Source organism: Mitsuaria sp. 7 (genome assembly GCF_001653795.1).
Taxonomy (GTDB): Bacteria; Pseudomonadota; Gammaproteobacteria; order Burkholderiales; family Burkholderiaceae_C; genus Roseateles.
Genome location: NZ_CP011514.1, coordinates 4,880,089 through 4,899,421, shown reverse-complemented (window position 1 = coordinate 4,899,421; position 19,333 = coordinate 4,880,089). Strand labels below are relative to the sequence as shown.

The 19,333-nt window shown below is 68.5% G+C and carries 18 protein-coding genes; 10 read left to right on the top strand and 8 right to left on the bottom strand.

The features are described from left to right. Positions 1-145: 145 nt before the first annotated feature. The 8 genes from glpD to ABE85_RS21500 all read left to right on the top strand — a co-directional run bounded on the left by glpD (position 146) and on the right by ABE85_RS21500 (position 8,583). Entirely contained in the window at positions 146-1,837 is a 1,692-nt protein-coding gene (glpD, locus tag ABE85_RS21535) for a glycerol-3-phosphate dehydrogenase (RefSeq protein ID WP_255362588.1), read from the top strand. A gap of 93 nt (positions 1,838-1,930) precedes the next feature. Continuing rightward, positions 1,931-3,001, top strand: a complete 1,071-nt coding sequence (locus ABE85_RS21530; protein ID WP_067279472.1) for an ABC transporter ATP-binding protein — start codon at positions 1,931-1,933, stop codon at positions 2,999-3,001. Beyond that, entirely contained in the window at positions 3,001-4,134 is a 1,134-nt protein-coding gene (locus ABE85_RS21525) for an ABC transporter ATP-binding protein (RefSeq protein ID WP_067279470.1), read from the top strand. Before ABE85_RS21530 ends, ABE85_RS21525 begins: the two co-directional genes overlap by 1 nt. Continuing rightward, positions 4,131-5,015 (top strand): carbohydrate ABC transporter permease, encoded by an 885-nt coding sequence (locus ABE85_RS21520; protein WP_067279467.1) that lies wholly within the window; start codon positions 4,131-4,133, stop codon positions 5,013-5,015. Before ABE85_RS21525 ends, ABE85_RS21520 begins: the two co-directional genes overlap by 4 nt. Further along, the gene (locus ABE85_RS21515) at positions 5,008-5,820 is read left to right on the top strand and encodes a carbohydrate ABC transporter permease (protein ID WP_067279465.1); all 813 of its coding nucleotides are present in this window, start codon (positions 5,008-5,010) and stop codon (positions 5,818-5,820) included. Before ABE85_RS21520 ends, ABE85_RS21515 begins: the two co-directional genes overlap by 8 nt. A 12-nt stretch (positions 5,821-5,832) precedes the next feature. Further along, a complete protein-coding gene (locus ABE85_RS21510) occupies positions 5,833-6,141 on the top strand; it encodes a DUF2160 domain-containing protein (protein WP_067279463.1) in 309 nt (102 codons plus the stop codon). Positions 6,142-6,259: 118 nt separating this feature from the next. Continuing rightward, positions 6,260-7,996 carry an ABC transporter substrate-binding protein gene (locus ABE85_RS21505; protein WP_067279460.1) on the top strand — a complete coding sequence of 579 codons (1,737 nt, stop codon included), beginning with the start codon at positions 6,260-6,262 and terminating at the stop codon, positions 7,994-7,996. A gap of 110 nt (positions 7,997-8,106) precedes the next feature. Beyond that, positions 8,107-8,583 (top strand): TerB family tellurite resistance protein, encoded by a 477-nt coding sequence (locus tag ABE85_RS21500; RefSeq protein ID WP_067279459.1) that lies wholly within the window; start codon positions 8,107-8,109, stop codon positions 8,581-8,583. Positions 8,584-8,696: 113 nt separating this feature from the next. On the opposite strand, the gene ABE85_RS21495 is transcribed toward ABE85_RS21500, so the two are convergent. The 3 genes from ABE85_RS21495 to ABE85_RS21485 form a co-directional block, all read right to left on the bottom strand. Next, on the bottom strand, positions 8,697-10,673 hold the full coding sequence (locus ABE85_RS21495; protein WP_067279456.1) for an RDD family protein: 1,977 nt from the start codon (positions 10,671-10,673) through the stop codon (positions 8,697-8,699). A gap of 158 nt (positions 10,674-10,831) precedes the next feature. After that, complete coding sequence (locus ABE85_RS21490; protein WP_067279452.1) at positions 10,832-11,071, bottom strand: hypothetical protein; 240 nt, start codon at positions 11,069-11,071, stop codon at positions 10,832-10,834. A gap of 153 nt (positions 11,072-11,224) precedes the next feature. Beyond that, positions 11,225-11,749, bottom strand: a complete 525-nt coding sequence (locus ABE85_RS21485; RefSeq protein ID WP_067279449.1) for a hypothetical protein — start codon at positions 11,747-11,749, stop codon at positions 11,225-11,227. Between the two features lie 63 nt (positions 11,750-11,812). Between ABE85_RS21485 and ABE85_RS21480 the strand changes: the two genes are divergently transcribed. Further along, positions 11,813-12,433, top strand: a complete 621-nt coding sequence (locus ABE85_RS21480; RefSeq protein ID WP_067279445.1) for a hypothetical protein — start codon at positions 11,813-11,815, stop codon at positions 12,431-12,433. Positions 12,434-12,437: 4 nt separating this feature from the next. On the opposite strand, the gene ABE85_RS21475 is transcribed toward ABE85_RS21480, so the two are convergent. Genes ABE85_RS21475 through ABE85_RS21465 form a run of 3 tightly spaced genes read right to left on the bottom strand, consistent with a single transcriptional unit; the run spans position 12,438 to position 16,171 of the window. Continuing rightward, on the bottom strand, positions 12,438-12,821 hold the full coding sequence (locus tag ABE85_RS21475) for a hypothetical protein (RefSeq protein ID WP_067279442.1): 384 nt from the start codon (positions 12,819-12,821) through the stop codon (positions 12,438-12,440). Positions 12,822-12,848: 27 nt separating this feature from the next. Beyond that, positions 12,849-15,560, bottom strand: a complete 2,712-nt coding sequence (locus tag ABE85_RS21470; RefSeq protein ID WP_067279438.1) for a serine/threonine-protein kinase — start codon at positions 15,558-15,560, stop codon at positions 12,849-12,851. A 56-nt stretch (positions 15,561-15,616) separates the two neighbouring features. Next, positions 15,617-16,171, bottom strand: coding sequence for an ECF-type sigma factor (locus tag ABE85_RS21465; protein ID WP_067279435.1), 555 nt, complete (start codon positions 16,169-16,171; stop codon positions 15,617-15,619). A gap of 307 nt (positions 16,172-16,478) precedes the next feature. Between ABE85_RS21465 and ABE85_RS21460 the strand changes: the two genes are divergently transcribed. Continuing rightward, the gene (locus ABE85_RS21460) at positions 16,479-17,078 is read left to right on the top strand and encodes a diguanylate cyclase domain-containing protein (RefSeq protein ID WP_067279432.1); all 600 of its coding nucleotides are present in this window, start codon (positions 16,479-16,481) and stop codon (positions 17,076-17,078) included. Positions 17,079-17,089: 11 nt separating this feature from the next. Here the strand turns inward: ABE85_RS21460 and ABE85_RS21455 are convergent, their stop codons facing one another. After that, positions 17,090-17,551 carry a GNAT family N-acetyltransferase gene (locus ABE85_RS21455; protein WP_067279430.1) on the bottom strand — a complete coding sequence of 154 codons (462 nt, stop codon included), beginning with the start codon at positions 17,549-17,551 and terminating at the stop codon, positions 17,090-17,092. A 103-nt stretch (positions 17,552-17,654) separates the two neighbouring features. Then, complete coding sequence (locus ABE85_RS21450) at positions 17,655-19,331, bottom strand: phytase (RefSeq protein WP_231993154.1); 1,677 nt, start codon at positions 19,329-19,331, stop codon at positions 17,655-17,657. Positions 19,332-19,333: the final 2 nt, after the last annotated feature.

The window sequence follows — 19,333 nt, the reverse complement described above, 5'->3', positions numbered from 1 at the left end:
AACGAACAATTGACCGGGTTAACCCTCAGTCGAAACGCGCATATTCGCGCTAAAAAGAAAAAAGAAGAACAGAATTGCGAACTTTCCAACGGCCATCGCAGGGTGGCCGTTTGACTGTCCGGCCAATTCGATCCAAGGAGACACCTTGACCGCCGCCTCGACCGCTGCCTCGATTCCCGAACCGATCTCCGCCGACCGCGCCTCTCTCGATGCAGGCGCCGCCGGCGCGCGCGACGCGTCCGGTGCGGGCGGCCCTGGCAGCGCGGAGGGTGAATGCGACGTGCTCGTCGTCGGCGGCGGCATCAACGGCGCGGGCATCGCGCGCGACCTGGCGGGCCGCGGCTGGAAGGTCGTGCTGGCGGAAGCCTCGGATTTCGCGGCGCACACCTCGTCGTCCTCGACCAAGCTGATCCATGGCGGGCTGCGCTACCTCGAGTACTACGAGTTCTCGCTCGTGCGCAAGGCGCTGCAGGAGCGCGAGGTCCTGCTGCGCAGCGCCCCGCACATCATGTGGCCGCTGCGCTTCGTGATGCCGCACGACGCGGCGATGCGCCCGGCCTGGATGATCCGCATCGGCCTGTTCCTCTACGACCACCTGGCGCGGCGCGAGGTGCTGCCCGCCTCCGAGGGCGTGGACCTGCGCCGCTCCCCCTACGGCGAGCCGCTGAAAGCCGAGTACACGAAGGGCTTCGTCTACTCCGACGGCTGGGTCGACGACGCGCGGCTGGTGCTGCTGAACGCGCTCGATGCGCGCGAGCACGGCGCGGCGCTGCACACCCGCACGACGGTCACGGCGGCGAAGCGGCATGCGGACCACTGGACCGCGACACTGCGCTGCGCCGACGGCGACCGCACGCTGAAGGCGCGCGCGCTGGTCAACGCGGCCGGCCCCTGGGCCGAAGGCTTCCTGCGCGAGGTCGCCGCGCCCGCCCGCGGCGAGGCGCTCGCCACGAAGAGCCTGCGCCTGGTCAAGGGCAGCCACATCATCGTGCACAAGCGTTTCCAGCACGACCACGCCTACATCTTCCAGAACCCGGACAAGCGGATCATCTTCGCCATCCCGTACGAAGACGACTTCACGCTGATCGGCACGACCGACGTGGAGCTGGCACCGGATGCGCTGGCCGGTTTCGGCAAGGCGCGCATCGACGAGCGCGAGATCGCCTACCTCTGCGAGCAGGCCAGCCGCTACTTCCGCGAGCCGGTGGTCGCGTCGGACGTGGTGTGGACCTACGCCGGCGTGCGGCCGCTGCTGGACGACGCGTCCGGCGATCCCTCGGCGGTGACGCGCGACTACCTGCTCGAGACCCATGCCGACGGCGGCGCGCCGCTGCTGAGCGTCTGGGGCGGCAAGATCACGACCTTCCGCAAGCTGGCCGAGGATGCGGCCGATCTGCTGGGCGACCTGCTCGGCGATCGTCGCCGCGCCTGGACCGAGCATGCGCATCTGCCCGGTGGCGATCTGCGCGAGTGGATCGGCGCGCCGCAGCGGCCTGACACCGATTTCCAGCGCCTGCTGTCCGCGGTCGGCCAGCGTCACCCGTGGCTGCCGCCCTCGCTCGCAAGGCGCCTCGCGCGGGCCTACGGCGCGCGCCTCGGACGCGTGCTCGGCGGCGCGGAGCGGCTCGACGACCTTGGCCCGGAGATTGCCCCTGGGCTGCACCAGGCGGAACTCGAATATCTGGTCCGCGAGGAATGGGCCCGCGCGGCCGACGACGTGCTGTGGCGCCGTTCCAAGCTGGGACTGCATTACACCGAGGCGCAGCGGATGGCGGTGGTCCAGTGGTTCGCCGAGCGCGAGCACCTCTGGGCCAAGCCGTCGGCCGCCGCGGCATGACCTGACCCCGGCGCGGGCGCCGGTCCGGAATCCGATCCAGAGACTGATCCAGAAGAACGACATGCGAAGAGACACATCGATGGAGCCGACATCATGGAGCTGACCTTGCGCGGCGTGAGCCACAAGGTCGGCGCGCAGCAGCACCTGTACCCGATGGACCTGCGGCTGGTGCCGAACGCGGTCACCGTGCTGCTGGGTGCGACGCAGGCCGGCAAGACCACGCTGATGCGCCTGATGGCGGGCCTGGACAAGCCCAGCGACGGCACGGTGACGGTCGACGGCACGGACGTCACCGGCTGGCCGGTGCGCAAGCGCGACGTCGCGATGGTCTACCAGCAGTTCATCAACTACCCGTCGATGAGCGTGCGCGACAACATCGCGTCGCCGCTGAAGCTGCGCGGCAAGCTCGACCGCGACGCCATCCGCAAGCGGGTCGATGCGCTCGCCGACAAGCTCCACATCGAGATGCACCTCGACAAGCTCCCCGCGCAGCTGTCCGGCGGCCAGCAGCAGCGCGTCGCGCTCGCTCGTGCGCTGGCCAAGCAGGCGCCGCTGATGTTGCTCGACGAGCCGCTGGTGAACCTCGACTACAAGCTGCGCGAGGAACTGCGCGAGGAACTCGGACAGCTCTTCGCCGCCGGTGAATCGACCGTGGTCTACGCGACCACCGAGCCGGCCGAGGCGCTCCAGCTCGGCGGCTACACCGCGGTGATGGATGCCGGCGAGCTGCTGCAGTACGGCCCGACCGCCGAAGTCTTCCATCGTCCCGCGTCGCTGCGCGTCGCGCGCGCCTTCAGCGATCCGCCGATGAACCTGCTCATCGCGCAAGGCATGGGCGACCGGCTGCAGTTGCGGCCCGGGCTCGACCTGGCGCTGCCGGGGCAGGGCGGCGTGACGGTGGGCGTGCGCGCCAGCGCGCTGCACGTCACGCAGCGACCCGGCGACATCGCGATCCAGGGCGAGGTCGAGCTGGCCGAGATCTCCGGCTCCGACACCTTCGTCCACGCGCGCACGCAGATCGGCGAGCTGGTCGCGCAGCTGACCGGCGTGCACGACTTCGAGCTCGGCGCCCCGCTGACGCTGTACCTCAACGCCGCCCACGTCCACGTCTTCGACGCGGCCGGCCTGCTGACACGCGCCCCCGAGCGCCGGGGAGCCCGCTGATGGCCCGCATCGACCTGGACCTCGCCCACGCGTACCGTCCCGATCCGAAGGAGGACAGCGACTACGCGCTGCTGCCGCTGAAGATGAGCTTCGAGGACGGCGGCGCCTACGCGCTGCTCGGCCCGTCGGGCTGCGGCAAGACGACGCTGCTGAACATCGTCTCCGGACTGCTGCGGCCCTCGCAGGGCAGCGTGCGCTTCGACGGCCGCGACGTGACCGCGCTGACGCCGCAGCAGCGCAACATCGCGCAGGTCTTCCAGTTCCCCGTCATCTACGACACGATGACGGTGGCCGAGAACCTCGCCTTCCCGCTGCGCAACCGCGGCGTGGCGGCGGACAAGATCAAGGCGCGCGTCGGCAAGATCGCCGAGATGCTGGAACTCAACGGCCAGCTGAACCAGCGCGCCTCGGGCCTGTCCGCCGATGCGAAGCAGAAGATCTCGCTGGGCCGCGGACTGGTGCGCGAGGACGTCTCGGCGGTGCTCTTCGACGAGCCGCTGACCGTCATCGATCCTCACCTCAAGTGGCAGCTGCGCCGCAAGCTCAAGCAGATCCACAACGAGCTCAAGCTCACGCTGATCTACGTCACCCACGACCAGGTCGAGGCGCTGACCTTCGCGGACCAGATCGTCGTCATGACGCGCGGCCGCGCGGTGCAGGTCGGCTCGGCGGGCGAGCTGTTCGAGCGCCCCAGCCACCGCTTCGTCGGCCACTTCATCGGCTCGCCGGGCATGAACTTCCTGCCGGCGGCGCTGGAGGACGGCGGGGGTCTGAGCGTCGCGGGCCAGCCGGTCGCCGGCTCGGTGCCGCCGGATTCCGGCGCGGCGCTGTCGCGCGCGGAGCCGTTCATGGTGGGCATCCGGCCCGAGTACGTGGAGGTCGACGACGTGAGCGACGGCGTCCCCGCGCTGCCCGGCACGATCACCGGCGTGGTCAGCCAGGTCCAGGACATCGGCACCTACTGGCTGCTCACCGCGAAGGTCGGCCCGCACACGCTGAAGGCGCGGCTGTCCGCCCATGCGCAGCCGCCCGACGCCGGCGCCACCGTGGCGCTGCGCGTGCTCAATCCCCACACCTGCTTCTACGGCGCCGACGAGCGATTGATCGCGGCGACCACGGAGGGCCTCGCATGAAACCGATCAACCAGAAGGCCTGGTTCCTCGTCCTGCCCGTGTTCATCTGCGTGGCCTTCTCGGCCATCCTGCCGTTGATGACGGTGGTGAACTACTCGGTGCAGGACATCATCTCGCCGGAGCGGCGCGTCTTCGTCGGCACCGAGTGGTTCGCCGCGGTGATGCGCGACGAGGAGCTCCACGGCGCGCTGCTGCGGCAGCTCGGCTTCTCGCTGGCGGTGCTGCTGGTCGAGATCCCGCTGGGCATCTGCCTGGCGCTGTCGATGCCGGCGCAGGGCTGGCGTTCGTCGCTGGTGCTGGTGATCGTGGCGCTGTCGCTGCTGATTCCCTGGAACGTCGTCGGCACGATCTGGCAGATCTACGGCCGCGCGGACATCGGGCTGCTCGGCGCCTCGCTCCAGGCGCTGGGCGTCGACTACAACTACACCGGCGACGCGACCGACGCGTGGGTCACCGTGCTCATCATGGACGTGTGGCACTGGACGCCGCTGGTGGCGCTGCTGTGCTTCGCCGGACTGCGCTCCATCCCCGATGCCTACTACCAGGCGGCGCGCATCGACGGCGCCAGCAAGTTCGCCGTGTTCCGCTACATCCAGCTGCCCAAGATGCGGGGCGTGCTGATGATCGCGGTGCTGCTGCGCTTCATGGACAGCTTCATGATCTACACCGAGCCCTTCGTCCTCACCGGCGGCGGTCCCGGCAACGCGACCACCTTCCTCAGCCAGTACCTGACGCAGAAGGCGGTCGGCCAGTTCGATCTCGGCCCGGCGGCGGCGTTCTCGCTGATCTACTTCCTGATCATCCTGCTGCTCTGCTTCATCCTCTACAACTGGATGCAATCGCTGGGCACTCAAGACAAGACGGAGAGCGCTCATGGATGAACGTCGTTTCCGCAAGCGCACGATCTTCCTGATCGCGTACCTGCTCTTCGCGCTGCTGCCCATCTACTGGATGGTCAACATGAGCTTCAAGACCAACGAGGAGATCCTCTCCAGCTTCAGCCTCTGGCCGCAGCACTTCTCGCTGGCCAGCTACAAGACCATCTTCACCGACCCGTCCTGGTACAGCGGCTACATCAACAGCCTGATCTACGTCGGCATCAACATGGTGATCTCGGTCGCCGTGGCGCTGCCGGCCGCGTATGCGTTCAGCCGCTATTCCTTCCTCGGCGACAAGCACGTGTTCTTCTGGCTGCTGACCAACCGCATGACGCCGCCGGCGGTGTTCCTGCTGCCCTTCTTCCAGCTCTACACGACGCTGGGGCTGATGGACACGCACATCGCGGTGGCGCTGGCACATCTGCTGTTCAACGTGCCGTTGGCGGTGTGGATCCTGGAAGGCTTCATGAGCGGCATCCCGCGCGAGATCGACGAGACCGCCTATATCGACGGCTACTCGTTCCCGCGCTTCTTCCTGACCGTGTTCCTGCCGCTCATCAAGGCGGGCGTGGGCGTGGCGGCGTTCTTCTGCTTCATGTTCAGCTGGGTGGAGCTGCTGCTGGCGCGCACGCTGACCAGCGTCAACGCCAAGCCCATCGTCGCGACGATGACGCGTACCGTCAGCGCCTCCGGCATGGACTGGGCGACGCTGGCCGCCGCCGGTACGCTGACCATCGTGCCGGGCGCGATCGTCATCTGGTTTGTCCGTCACTACATCGCAAAAGGCTTTGCGATGGGTCGCGTCTAAAGGAGGTCCACGATGTTCGATTGGATGGTGTGGACCACGCCGGTGGCCGTCTTCTTCAGCTGCGTGGTGCTGATGCTGGTCGGCATGACGGTGTGGGAGATCAAGTCGCCGACGACGCTGCGCAAGGGCTGGCTGCCGATGCGCACGACGCGCGGCGACCGGCTGTTCATCGGCCTGCTGACGGCCGCGTACATCAACCTGGCCTTCGTCGGCCTGGGCGCGAAGATGATGGAATGGTTCCAGCTGGAAGCCGAGCCCAGCGTCTGGTTCAGCTTCGTCGCATCGATGCTGGTGCTGGGACTGATCCTGCGCAAGGGTTGAGCGGCGGTGATGCCGTTGATCGAGTAGTTGAAGCTTCAAGGAATTCGGCTTTCCCGTTCCCCCGGAGCCGCGATTCGTCCTCAAGCAGGGGGAGATTCGACAGACACAGGAGACAAGCGTGAACAAGAGCAAGTATTCAGCGCTGGCCGTGGCCGCATTGCTGGCGTTGGGAGCGAACGCCGCATGGGCGGGCGAGGCCGAGGCGAAGAAGTGGATCGACAGCGAATTCCAGCCGTCGACGCTGTCCAAGGACAAGCAGACGGCTGAGATGAAGTGGTTCATCGAGGCGGCCAAGAAGCTCCAGGCCAAGGGCGTGAAGGAGATCTCGGTGGTGTCCGAGACCCTGACCACGCACGAGTACGAGAGCAAGGTGCTGGCCAAGGCCTTCGCCGAGATCACCGGCATCACGGTCAAGCACGACTTGATCCAGGAAGGCGACGTCGTCGAGAAGCTGCAGACCTCGATGCAGTCGGGCAAGAGCATCTACGACGGCTGGATCTCCGACTCCGACCTGATCGGCACGCACTACCGGTACGGGAAGATCATGAATCTCTCCGACTACATGACCGGCGCGGGCAAGGAGTGGACCAATCCGGGCCTGGACCTGAAGGACTTCATCGGCACCAGCTTCACCACGGCGCCGGACGGCAAGCTCTACCAGCTGCCCGACCAGCAGTTCGCCAACCTGTACTGGTTCCGCGCCGACCTGTTCGCGCGCAAGGACCTGCAGGACAAGTTCAAGGCCAAGTACGGCTACGACCTGGGCGTGCCGCTGAACTGGAGCGCGTACGAGGACATCGCCGCGTTCTTCTCGAACGACGTGAAGACGCTGGACGGCAAGCCGATCTACGGTCACATGGACTACGGCAAGAAGGACCCGTCGCTGGGCTGGCGCTTCACCGACGCGTGGCTGTCGATGGCCGGCGCGGCGGACAAGGGCATCCCCAACGGCATGCCGGTCGACGAGTGGGGCATCCGCGTCGCCGACGACAAATGCACGCCGGTGGGCGCCTCGGTGGCGCGCGGCGGTGCGACCAACTCGCCGGCGGCGGTCTACGCACTGACCAAGTACGTCGACTGGATGAAGAAGTACGCGCCCAAGGAAGCCACCGGGATGACCTTCGGGGAATCGGGTCCGGTGCCGGCGCAGGGTCAGATCGCGCAGCAGATCTTCTGGTACACGGCCTTCACGGCGGACATGGTCAAGCCGGGTCTGCCGGTGGTGAACGCCGACGGCACGCCGAAGTGGCGCATGGCGCCCGGACCGAACGGCCCGTACTGGAAGGACGGCATGCAGAACGGCTACCAGGACGTGGGCAGCTGGACCTTCTTCAGCGGGCATGACGCCAACCGCACCGCGGCAGCGTGGCTGTACGCGCAGTTCGTGACGGCGAAGTCGGTGAGCCTGAAGAAGAGCATCCAGGGTCTGACCTTCATCCGCGACAGCGACATCCGCAGCGACTACTTCACCAAGAACGCCAACAAGTACGGCGGCCTGATCGAGTTCTACCGCTCGCCGGCGCGCGTGGCGTGGACGCCGACGGGCACCAACGTGCCGGACTATCCGAAGCTGGCGCAGCTGTGGTGGAAGAACGTGGCCCAGGCGGTGACCGGCGAGAAGACGCCGCAGGCCGCGATGGACACGCTGGCGGACGAGATGGACGCGGTCATGGCGCGTCTGGAGCGCGCGGGCATGGCCAAGTGCGCGCCCAAGCTCAACAAGAAGGAAGACCCGAAGAAGTGGCTGTCCGACAAGGGTGCGCCGTGGGCCAAGCTGGCCAACGAGAAGCCCAAGGGCGAGACGATCGCCTACGAGAAGCTGCTGAATGCGTGGAAGGACGGCAAGGTGCGGTGATCCGCGCTTCTCCCTCTCCCGCTTGCGGGAGAGGGCAGGGGTGAGGGGTGAGGGCCAGCGGCTTAAGCACGGCATAAGCCCTGGCCCTCGCCACATGCCACCATCGAGGCATGTTCAAGTCGCTCACCGATCTCTTCGACACGCTGGTGCCGGACGACGCGTTCGGCGGCTCGCGGGTCGTCGCGCCGTCGCTGCCGCTGGCGGCCGCGGTGCTGCTGGTCGAGGTGATGCGCTCGGACGCCGATTTCTCCGGCGTCGAGCGCGCCGCGGTGCGCAAGGCGCTGACGGCGCTGTTCGCGCTGCCGGACGATGAAGCCGACGCGCTGACCGCGCAGGCCGAGCGCACCGCCCGCACCGCATCCGACCTGTTCGCCTTCACCTCGCCGGTCGACGAGCGCTGGGACATGTCCGCGAAGCTGCGCCTGATCGAACTGATGTGGGGCGTGGCCTATGCCGACGGCAAGCTCGGCGACATCGAGCGCCACACGATGTGGCGCATCGCCGATCTGCTGCACATCCCGCAAGGGGCCTACCACCACGCGCGTATCCGCGCGAAGACGGCGGCCGGCCTCGGCGAAGAAGACTGACCGGCGGCGCGGACCGCTGCGTCGCATTCCCCCTCGTATCCCCGGAAACGGAAAGGCCCTCTGACGAGGGCCTTCTTCGTGGTGTGACGTGGTGGCCGCGCGCGGCTGCCGCCTCAGCGCGCGTTCTGGAACACCACCCGCTCCGCCAGCTCACGCGGCGCGCCGACGGTGCGACGCTGGATGTGATCGAGCACCTGTCCGGCACGCTCGCACGTGATGGGCGCGGACCCTGCCGTGCCTTCGGTCCACAGCTTGGAGAACGCGCCCGCCGCAGTGGCGCCGACGGTCCGGCTCACCACCTCGAGTTCCAGCGGCGTCGCCTGCGACGTGCGGGCGCGCGTGGGGAGCGCCTCGCCGGCGGCGTCGGTGAGCCAGAGGGCCTCCAGCGCCATGGCATCTTCCGGTAGCAGCCGGCGCGGCACCGGCGATCCCGACAGCCAGGACTGGCAGGTCTCGGCGCCCAGCGCCTGCGCGGCGGTCAGCTGCGCGCGCAGCACCTGCAGGTAGCGGCGGCGCAGGTCGCGCGAGCCGGTGAGCAGCATCTCGCGCACGTTGGGGGCGAGCGCGCCCTGGGCCGCGATCTGCGCGCCGTCGACGGCATGTTCCGAGCCGGCCAGCCCCACATGGGCCGCGCGCATGCGGCCCGCCGCGTCGTCGATCAAACCGGGGAAGCGCTGGTCGAGCCGGAACCACGCGTCGCTCGCGCGCAGCGCGTTGACGTACTCGCTCAGCGGCGCGAACTCTCCGGGCTTGTCGCCGTCGGGCAGGGCGACGTCCAGCGTCTTGGGCGGCGGCTGGATCAGCGAGTGACGCACCAGGTCGACGGCTGGCGGATACCACATGGTGCGCGCCGGCGTGCTGAGCGTCTTCTGGATGAATTCCTCCGGCAGCTCCATGCGGCGGTACGTGCGTGCAAGCTCCTGGTTGGCGATCTCGTCGAAGGCCGGATTGAAGGAGCCGCTGGTGGCGCGGTGGAAGCCGAGCTGGGCGCCCGGCATCAGCTGGCGCCTGTTGCCCGCCAGGAAGACCAGCGTGCAGGCGCTCTCGCAATTGCCGGTGGCGCGCGTGCCGACGCCGCGCTGGCGGAGCAGCTGGACCATGCGTTCGGCTTCGGTCACGCGTCCGCCGGGCGAGGCGACCTCCAGCAGGCGCACGGCCGGGGAGGCTTCGAGCAGCGAGCCGAGCCGGCCCGCGTCGCCGGCGCCGATGGGGCCATTGAGCTTCATCGTGCGGCCGTCGGCACTGACGACGAGTTGCACGTTGCCGATCGGGTCGATGCCCCGGGCGAGCTTCCACAGCTCGGGGAGTTCCCCGAACACGCCGAGCGCCAGCGAGAACGCGATCTGCAGGAACGAGCCCAGCAGCGACAGGCGGGCGAAGCCCGAGATCAGGTAGGACCCGCCGGCGTCCACGTAACCGCGCACCGAGCGCCAGGTGCCGACGGCGCTCCAGATCTCGACGATGATGAGCAGCGGCCAGACGATCAGCAGTGCGATCGCGACGCCCTGCAGGCCGTCGCTCTTGGTGGCGAGCCAGGCGACCAGACCTTGCACGCCGGCGGCCAGGGGCCAGGTCAGCAGGACGTGGTTGATCCAGAAGCTCTGGGCGAGGCTCTGCTCACCGCGCCAGTGGCTGGCGATGTAGCCGATGAGCAGCCCCTCGCCGTTGGCCGGCGCGGGCCGGCTGCGCTCGACGGCGGTGCGGGACAGGCGGTCATGCCAAGTGCGACCCTCGGCGTCGACGCGCGCCCACAGGAAGCCCGCGAACAGCGGAATCGTCGAGAGCAGATAACCGATCCAGCGGATCACGGCCTGCACGGGGGTCGGGCGCTCGCCGGTGCGGGCGTCCACGACCTTGAGGCCGGCGACGAGCTTGCCGGGCGTGGCGCCCTGCCAGCTCCAGAACACGACGCAGACGATCAGTGGCAGCAGCCAGTTGATGGCAATGGTGCCGGGCCGCAGATCGTTCCACTTCGACACCGGGTCGCCGTACACGGCCCACATCAACAAGGTGCTCGCGGCGATCATCAAAACGCCGTCGATGACCATGGCCAGCGCGCGGGGCGCCAGGCCGACGGATTGGTTCGACATCCTCTTCTCTCCCTCTTGGGCCGGGAGTGTAAAGAGGGTGTGAACCGCTCCCCGCGTCAGCGCGACGACATCGGCGGGGCTGTATTCATTCCGTCACAGGGGTGGGGCTGGACTTCCCCCTTTGGGAGGGGAACGAACCTTCAACGACGACATTCGTGTCAAGCACGAGTCGTACTGCATTTGGCTGCTCGTTTGTCTGCTCGGACTGCATCGACGTCCACCTGAATCTCTTGCATGACCAGTTCTTCGAGGTCTTCCTCCTCCCTCAAGAATGCTTGGAGATCGTCGACGTGGAGTTGTCTGCGGAACATGGCCTCCAGGCGGTCCGGGGCAAAAAGTCCGGCGCGCGCTGCGTCGCGCGCAAGGAGCGGGGGCAACTGGATTTCAATGGAGGTCATGGGAGCGGTCCTTTCTCGGTGCCTTTGGAACAGGCATCGCGGTGGACCATCGTCTCCAAGACGGAGGCGCGATTCAATGACTCGTCTTGCTGCACGGACAGCCTGAAGTTGCGAGGTCGTCGCGCTCGCGCGACGACGCCGCCGCGCGGCGCCTCAGTCATCCCACAAGAAGCGCCGGTCGGGATAGACCACGCTCTGCGAGGTGCGCACCACCACGCCCTTCTTGAAGTGGACGTTGAAGCGCAGCAGGTAGCCGCTCATCTCCGGCGCGATGTTCCAGTCCCAGACGTCCTCGCCGCTGAGGCTGAAGAACACGCGCTTGCGCTCCTGGCCGAGCATCCGCGTGACCTGGTCGGTCGTCAGGCCGGGCACGATGCGCTCGCGGCTCGCCGACGACAGGGCGTCCGTCGTGCTGACGAGGCGGTCCTGCGCATCCAGGCGGACCATGTAGCAGGTCTGGCCGAAGGGCTGCGTCGCGTACTCCAGCGTGCGGCCGCCGTCGGCCTCGGGCCAGACGCGCGTCGGCGCGCCGTAGTACTGCTGCACGTCGGCACTGGTCGTCGCGCCGGCCTTCATGCGCTCGTCCTTCAGCGGCGTCGCGCAGCCGGCGAGGGCGACCGTCGCCACCACGGCCACCGTCGTCACACACACGGGGCCCAGGCTCGTCCATTCGCGCATCGTTCTCTCCTGCAAGGCGGAGCGGCCATTGTGCGGCGATCACGGCGGCGCACAATCCGCCCCATGTCGAGACCGCACACCCGGAAGGCGCTTCTTCAAGCCGCCATCGTCGCCTTCGCCATCGTCGTGACTGCCGGGCTGCCGAAGGCGCACGCCCAGGCGTCCGCTCCGACGCCCGCCTCAGCCTCCGTGGCAAGCGGCGCGCCGTGCGTGCTGCTGTTCGGCCAGGGCCGCAACTTCGATCCCGACCAGCCTGCCGCCAACCGCCGCTGGGACGAGGCCAACAGCGCCTTCAACCTCGCGGCGCGCGAGCCGCTCGTGGCTGCGGGCCTGCCGGTGGTGAACGTGGTGCTGCCGGTGTCCGCGACCGACGTGCCGCGCAATCTGCAGGGACTGCTGGCGGAAGTGCAGCGGCGCGGCTGCACGCGGGTGCTGGAGACGGCCCTGTTCGCCGATGTGGCGCAGGGGCTGCTGATCGTGCGGCTGCGCGTCTATCCGGTGTTCGGGATGCTCGGGCCGCAGGCGGCCGGCAGTCTGCCCCGGATAGGCGCGGTGGCCTATACGCAGCAGAAGGAATTCGCGCTCGACGCGCGCGTGATGGATCGGGTGGACCCGTCCCGGCTGGGACGGGTCATGGCGGAGGAGGCGCTCACCAGCCTCTCGCCAGGGGCCGGACGGCCCTGAGCGATCAGCAGGTCGGCTGGTCGTTGATGACCTGCGGATCGCTGCTGGGGTACAGGTTCTCCACGACGCCGGGCGTCGAGAAAAGCAGCACGACACCCTTGGTGATCGTGTTGGCCGGCATGACGAAGCTGACAGAGTTCTCGTCATTCGCCGGGGCGAAATTGCTGGCATTCATGCCGGGCGTGGAGCCGATGGTCTTGAACGTCGCGCCGATCAGCAGCAGGTCGGTGTTTTCACCCTGCGTGAAGACGCATTCGCCGGCATTGACGGGGATGTGCAGTTCCGAACCCGCGATGGGATCGGAACCGTCATAGTTCAGCGAATAGGTGCAGTCGGCGAAGTTGCCGTCGGCACTGATCTTCCCGTCGACATAGATGGTGTAAGCCATGATTTTTTCCCTTGAGCAGTTTGGTTGTCAGGGAGAAGGATCGTTGGATTGGCTCATTGCCAGCCATTCGGCCGCACGCCGGACGTCGTCTCGATGTCCTCTCCCCAGACAGGATTGAGCCTCAACCCAGCCCTGCGTGATCTGGAGATGAACGCCTATTGCGGCGGGCATCTTCATTGTGATGTCATCGATCTCCCGGCACGCGGCGGTAGGCGCAGGCAGTGAATGGCGTCGAGCAATGGCAATCATTTGACGGCGCGTATCCACATAGAAGAGGACGAATCGAATGTCGGATGCGCGTGTCGCCAGCAGTGTCGCCTGCGCGTCCGCCGTCTCCTGCAGTGTCCGGAGCCCTCTCTCCGCCTCTCCGTCCGCCGCTTGCGTGCGTGCGGCGATGACCGACCACCGTCCCCAGATCTCCACCATCCGCGACTTGTTCGTCTCGGGTCTCGACTTCGCGAAATCCTCGATCTGCGTCTTCAATGCTGCCGCCTGCTCGATGCGCGCGGCCCGGGTCAATTGCGACCATTCGAAGTCGAGCGCAGTGGCTTCGCTGAGCAGCAGATTCAGCCACCATTGAACATTCGATGCGTCCTGTCCGTGCAACTTGCGCAGGAGATCCACGGAACTGCGTGCTTCCGCGACAGACTCCTTCACGCGACCCAGCTTGATCAACGCCTCTGACCGCCAGCGGCGCATGACGGCCTCCCGGTAGGACCACGCGCCGTCGTTCGGCGCGCTGTTGCGCACCTCCGCGATCAATGCGGCTCCCTCGGAGAACATGGCTTCCGCGGGTCTGGCGTCGCCACGCCACAGCGTGACGCTGCCCAGCCAGCTGAGGCTGTCCGCGAGGTCCATCTTTGCGGCGTTGTCCGAGTCGCCGGTGGTGGCCCGTGCCCGCTTGAGATCGATCGAGCGTCGGAAGTAGTCGGTGGCGCCGCGCAGATCGGCGCTGTCGAGTCGAGCCGTCCCCAGGCTGTTGTAGGCGTAGGAGAGCTCGACGAGCGCCTCTCGATTCGTCGGCTGCGCATCGACCCACGCCTGGATGGCGTCGCGGTACGCGAGCCAGGCGTCCGTGGCCTTGTCGAGCTCCCGGGAATAGTAGTGAACGTGTCCGATCCAAAAGGCGGCGGCCCCCTGTGCCTTGCGCCATTCGGCGGTGAGGGATTCCGACGGGGGCGCCCCTTCCAGCAGCTTGCGGGCCGCGACCAGGGGTTCCAGCGCCTCTTTCAGATTGCGCTTGGAGACGCGCACTTCGCCGATCACGGTCAGCGCCTTGGCGCGTTGCAGCCGCTCCATCGGCGACGCGTCCTGATCCTGCGCCAGGTAGGTCAGCGCCTTGCTGCCCACGCTGTCGAGCAGCTCCAGCCGGCCGACCGGCCGCAGCTTGTCGGCGAACTCGCCGAGCATGTAGCTGAGCAGGTCCTCGGCCTGCTGGCGCCGCTCCTGCGCCTGATGTTCCGCCCGCTCCGCGCGCCGCGCCTGCAGCACGCTGAGCCCCGTCAGCGACACCATCGCCAGCACGGCCATGCTGCTGGCCGCGACGCTCCACCGATGCCGCCGGACGAAGCGGCCCAGCACATAGAGCCGGGTGTCGGGTCTTGCCGTGATCGGCTCGTGCGCCAGCCAGTGCCGCAGGTCGACGGCCATCGACTCGGCATTGGCATAGCGCTCGGACGGCTTCTTCTTCAGCGCCTTCCCGACGATCGTGTCCAGGTCGCCGCGCAGCAGCTTGGCCTGGCGCGCGATGACCGGGTCGAGCTGGTCCCGCGCCACGTCCGACAGCCGCTTCGGCACCAGGTCCACCACGGCGCGCAGCCGGTCGAGGTGGGTCTGCGTGTCGTCGGCCGTGGGGTGCCTGCCGCCCAGCAGCTGATAGAGCAGCACGCCCAGCGCATACACGTCCGTCGCGGTCGTGACGTCGGCCTGCTGCACCTGCTCCGGCGCCGCGTACTGCGGCGTGAAGGCGCTGCCGGCGCGCTGCGTGAGCTCGGTCGCCGCGCCGGAGTGGGTCGCGTCGTCGAGCAGCTTGGCGATGCCGAAGTCCAGCAGCTTCACCTGGCCGTCGTGCGTGACCAGGATGTTGCTGGGCTTGAGGTCGCGGTGCAGGATCAGCCGCGAATGCGCATGCGCGACCGCCGCCAGCACGTCGAGGAAGAGCTGGATGCGCGATTCGACATCCAGCGCGTTGATCTGGCAGTAGCGGTCGATCGGCAGACCGTCGACGTACTCCAGCACCAGGTAGGGCTGATGCCCGTTGTGCACGCCCGCGTCCAGCAGCCGCGCGATGTTGGGATGCGAGAGTCGCGCGAGGATCTGTCCCTCGCGTTCGAAGCGCCCGCTGTCGCCCTTGCCGAAGAGGCCGGACTTCAGGAACTTGACGGCGACCTGACCCTCGAAGCGGCCGTCGGCCCGGCTCGCGAGCCACACCGCGCCCATGCCGCCCTGGCCGAGCTCGCGCTCCAGCTCGTAGGGGCCGAGCGACTCGCCGCGGAAGTCCAGCGGCGGCACCGCCGACGGCACCGGTCCCTGCAGCGCTTCCGCGGCGGGTTGTTCCAGGAAGCCGTCCTCGTTGAGCGCCTCGTCGCGCGCGAGCAGCGCCTCGAGGTGCTCGGCCATGGCGACGTCGCCGGCGCGGATCTCCTCCAGCCGGCGGGCGCGGTCGGGCCTCTCCAGGTCCAGGAGTTCGTCGAGCAGCGGACTCAGCGCGATCCAGCGCTGTTTATCGAGTGCGTCCATCGGGCGGGCGTCTGGTGGCGATGAGGACGGATCCGTCGGAGCCGACCCGGCGGGGGTCAGTCCTTGAGGCTCATGGAAAGCAGGATTCTCGCCTTCTGCCAGTCCCGCTGGACCGTCCGTTCTGTGACGCCCAGGGCTTCCGCGATTTCCTGCTCAAGCAGGCCGCCGAAGTAGCGCATCTCGACCACCTGCGCCATGCGCGGATCGATGGTCGCCAGTTCATCCAGCGCCTCGTGCACGCGCAGGATGTGATCGTCGGATTGCGGTGCGCCCTCGACGACGGCGGTGTTCAGCGTCAGGTCCGGCTGGTTGCCGCCGCGACGCTCGGCCTGGCGCGCGCGCACCAGGTCGATGACCACGTGGCGCATGGTGCGCGCCGCGTAGGCCAGGAAGTGGCGCCGGTCCGGGAAGGTCTGGCCCTGCGACCCGGCCAGCCGCAGCCAGGCCTCGTGCACCAGCGCGGTGGTGTCCAGCAGGGTCAGGTCTCCTGCCTGGCGGATGCGTTGACGCGCCAGGCGCTGAAGGTCGCCGTACAGCTGCGCCACCACCTGGTCGGCGGCGGACCGGTCCCCTTGACCGGCGTCGTGCAGCAGTTCGGTGATGTCCTTCATGGAGCGGAACTCTAGCGGTCTCGTATGACCTTGTTACAGAGGAGCGGGCGACGGATGACGCGCCCAGCGCGATGCAGGCGTCAATTCAAGGGTTTCCACTGAGAAGATTTTTGTTAGCGGATGTCGGGATCGTCGTCGGGGATCCGTTTTAGTAGATGAGGACACGGCTTGGTCAATGTGGCAAGGGAGGCCGGCATGGATCGGGCTGCTTCAGCGGGTCGTGTCCTCACCCTCATTTTTTCGCACCCCGCGGGCGGCCGATCACGGCGCGCGGGCGTGACCCGTCTTCCGCCTGGAGCAGTTGCGCATGAGCCCGTCCACCGCCGCCGCAGCGCCCGCCGACGCCTTGGAGCAGGGCCGGGTCGCGCTCATCAAGCCGCCGCGGCAGACGCCGGCGCTGTGGGTGCCGCGGGTCGATTCGCTGGCCGAGTTCGGCCTCATGATTTCGCGCCAGCTGACGCAGTGCCGCCGCTATGGCGGCCATCTGTCGGTGCTGTGGCTGGAGGCCGAGCCGGCCATGCCGGCGACGGCGGCCGCCGGGCCCGCGGCCCGCGCCGACGACGCGGATGAAGGCGAGGGTGCCGGAGAACGCGCCGCTGCGAACGAGGCCCGCGACGGCTTGATGACGGCGGTGGGCCGTCGTCTGCGCAGCCGGGTGCGCGGGACCGACATGGTCCTGCAGGTGGGGGAGACGAGTTTCGCGGTGCTGCTGCTGGACGCCGGCATCGCCGAGGCCCATCTGGTCCAGCATCGTCTGGAGACCGCGCTCAACGGGCCGTACGGCGTGGACGCCGTGACGATGCACGTGCGCCTGCAGATGGGCATGGCGTCGTTCCCGGAGGGCGGTGCGCGTGGCACCGATCTTGCGGAGAGCGCGCGCCAGGATCTGCGCCGCCGGATGCGCTGAGCGCGACCCGGTCAGAAGTCCTGGCCGTAGACGATGAATCCCTTGTGTTCCGCGACGCGCTCGTACAGCGCGCGGCCGGCGGCATTGGTCGTGTGCGTCTGCCAGTAGAGGCGACGACCGCCGCGCGCCTGCACGGCGGCGGTGACGGCCGCGATCAGCGCACGTCCGACGCCGCGACCGCGGACGTCGTCGGCGGTGAACAGGTCCTGCAGATAGCAGGTGTCCTCGATGCGCGACGTGCTGCGATGGAACAGGTAGTGCGTCAGGCCGACCAGCCGGCCGTCGAGCTCCGCGACGAAGGCGTGCACCGGCTCGCGCTCGTCGAAGAAGCGCGACCAGGTGGACGCGGTGACGGCCTCGGGCAGGGCGGTCTCGCCCATCCGTCCGTAGAAGGCGTTGTAGCCGTCCCAGAGCGGACGCCAGGCGGCGAGGTCGGACGGGGCGATCGGGCGGATGACGAGATCAGAGGACATGCGCGTCGAGGCTGAGGGACTGAGTCCGGGTTGGAAAGGCCCGGATCATCAGCCCTCATGCCCGCGCGATCAACCCGTCGATCGCGCGTGTTGAGCGGACGTCTCAGCGGCCCGCGGCGCCTGGCACCTCGATCACCCGCACCACCTCACTCCACGGCACCAGCTTGAAGTTCTGCCGGCCCATGGGCCAGCGCTTGTGGCCGTCCTGGACGACGAGCATCCCTTCACCGTACTCGCCGCCGAGCGAGGCCGAGGTCACGTCCAGGCCGTCGGTCTCCGACGCCGCGTCGATGCCGCGCGCCGGATTCAGACCGACACGGAAGCGCCCCTTGACCGCATGCGGCGCGTCGGCGTCGAGCACCACGTAGCTGTCGTTGCCCTGCGAGGACACCACCAGCCACGCGCCCGCGGGACTGCGGTGCACGGCCATGCCTTCGACGTCCGCGTGCAGCATGTCGCCCACCGGCAGGATGACCGCGGCGTCGCCGAGCCGGCCGTCCGCGTCCAGCGCCACGCGCCACAGGCCGCGTTTCTCCTCGCCGATGAACAGCTGCCGGCCGGGCTCGTCCGCGACGCAGCCTTCGGGTTGCGTCGCCAGCTTCATCGACGCCACCTGCGCCGACGCCCACGCGCCCGCCTTGCGCATCACGCGCAGCTGCAGGAGACGCCCATCCTTGTCATTGACGAACACGTCCAGACCGCCCGCCGGATTGCGCGCGCTGCAGATGCCGTAGACCTCGTCCAGCCCGGTCGGCAACTCGGCGAGCGTCGAGACCTTGCCCGCCCCGTCGATGCCGAAGAGCAGCACGCTGCGCTGGTCGCGCTGCGTCGCGACCGCGAGATCCCAGGAGCGATCGCCGTAGCGCACGCGCTGCCGCAGGTCGACGTTGTTGACCCGGCCCACCGGGAGGAACTGCGTCTCGCGGCCCTGCAGGTCGTAGACCGCGAGGCCGCGCTTCTTGTCGGTGCCGAGGATGCGGCTCTTCGCCGGCTGCGTCGGATGGACCCAGATCGCCGGGTCGTCCGCCGCATCGCCGCCGCCGCGCACCGGCTCGGTCTGGGCCGACGGCGTCGCGACCGGGATCACCGGAAGCGGTTGCGCCGCGCGGGCTTCGAGCCAGAGCGCCATGTCCTGCGGCGCCAGGCCCGGGGCGACGAGCTCACGGCCCGCGCGTTCCGAATCGGCGACGAAGGCCCACAGACCCACGCCGCTTTCGGCGACGTACAGGGTCGCCTCGTCGTCGCGCACCGTGCAACCCTTGGCATCGGGCACCGTGGCGAGCTGACGCAACACCTGGCCCCGAGCGAGGTCCCCGCCGCTGTCCTTGCCTTTGCCGCTGCCCCGGACCTGGCCGGACAGCCCCAGCAGCCACTGCTCGGCCAAGCCGTCGCTGCCCAGCAGGAACGCCTGCAGCGTCTGCTGCCGCGGCTCCAGGTACAGGCAGACGGCTTCCACATCGAAGGCGGGACCGGCCCAGTGCGCGCGTTCACGCAGCTGGCGATCACGGACCTCGATGAGGCGCAGGGCGCCGGAGTCGGCGTCCTGCAGCAGCGCGACCGTCGTTCCGTCCGCCAGTTGGCGGCGGTCCCAGCGCTTGGACCGGACGCCGAACTCGTCCACCACCTGGCCCTTGTCGTCGAGCAGGCGCAGCCCGCTCTTGCCGAGTTCGAGCGACGCCTTCGGCGTCGCCGCGTGGGCGGAGAACCCCACCATCGAGATCGCCGCGGCCAGCACGGTCGACACAGCGAGCGCGCGGATCGTCTTCTTCATCATGGTCATCG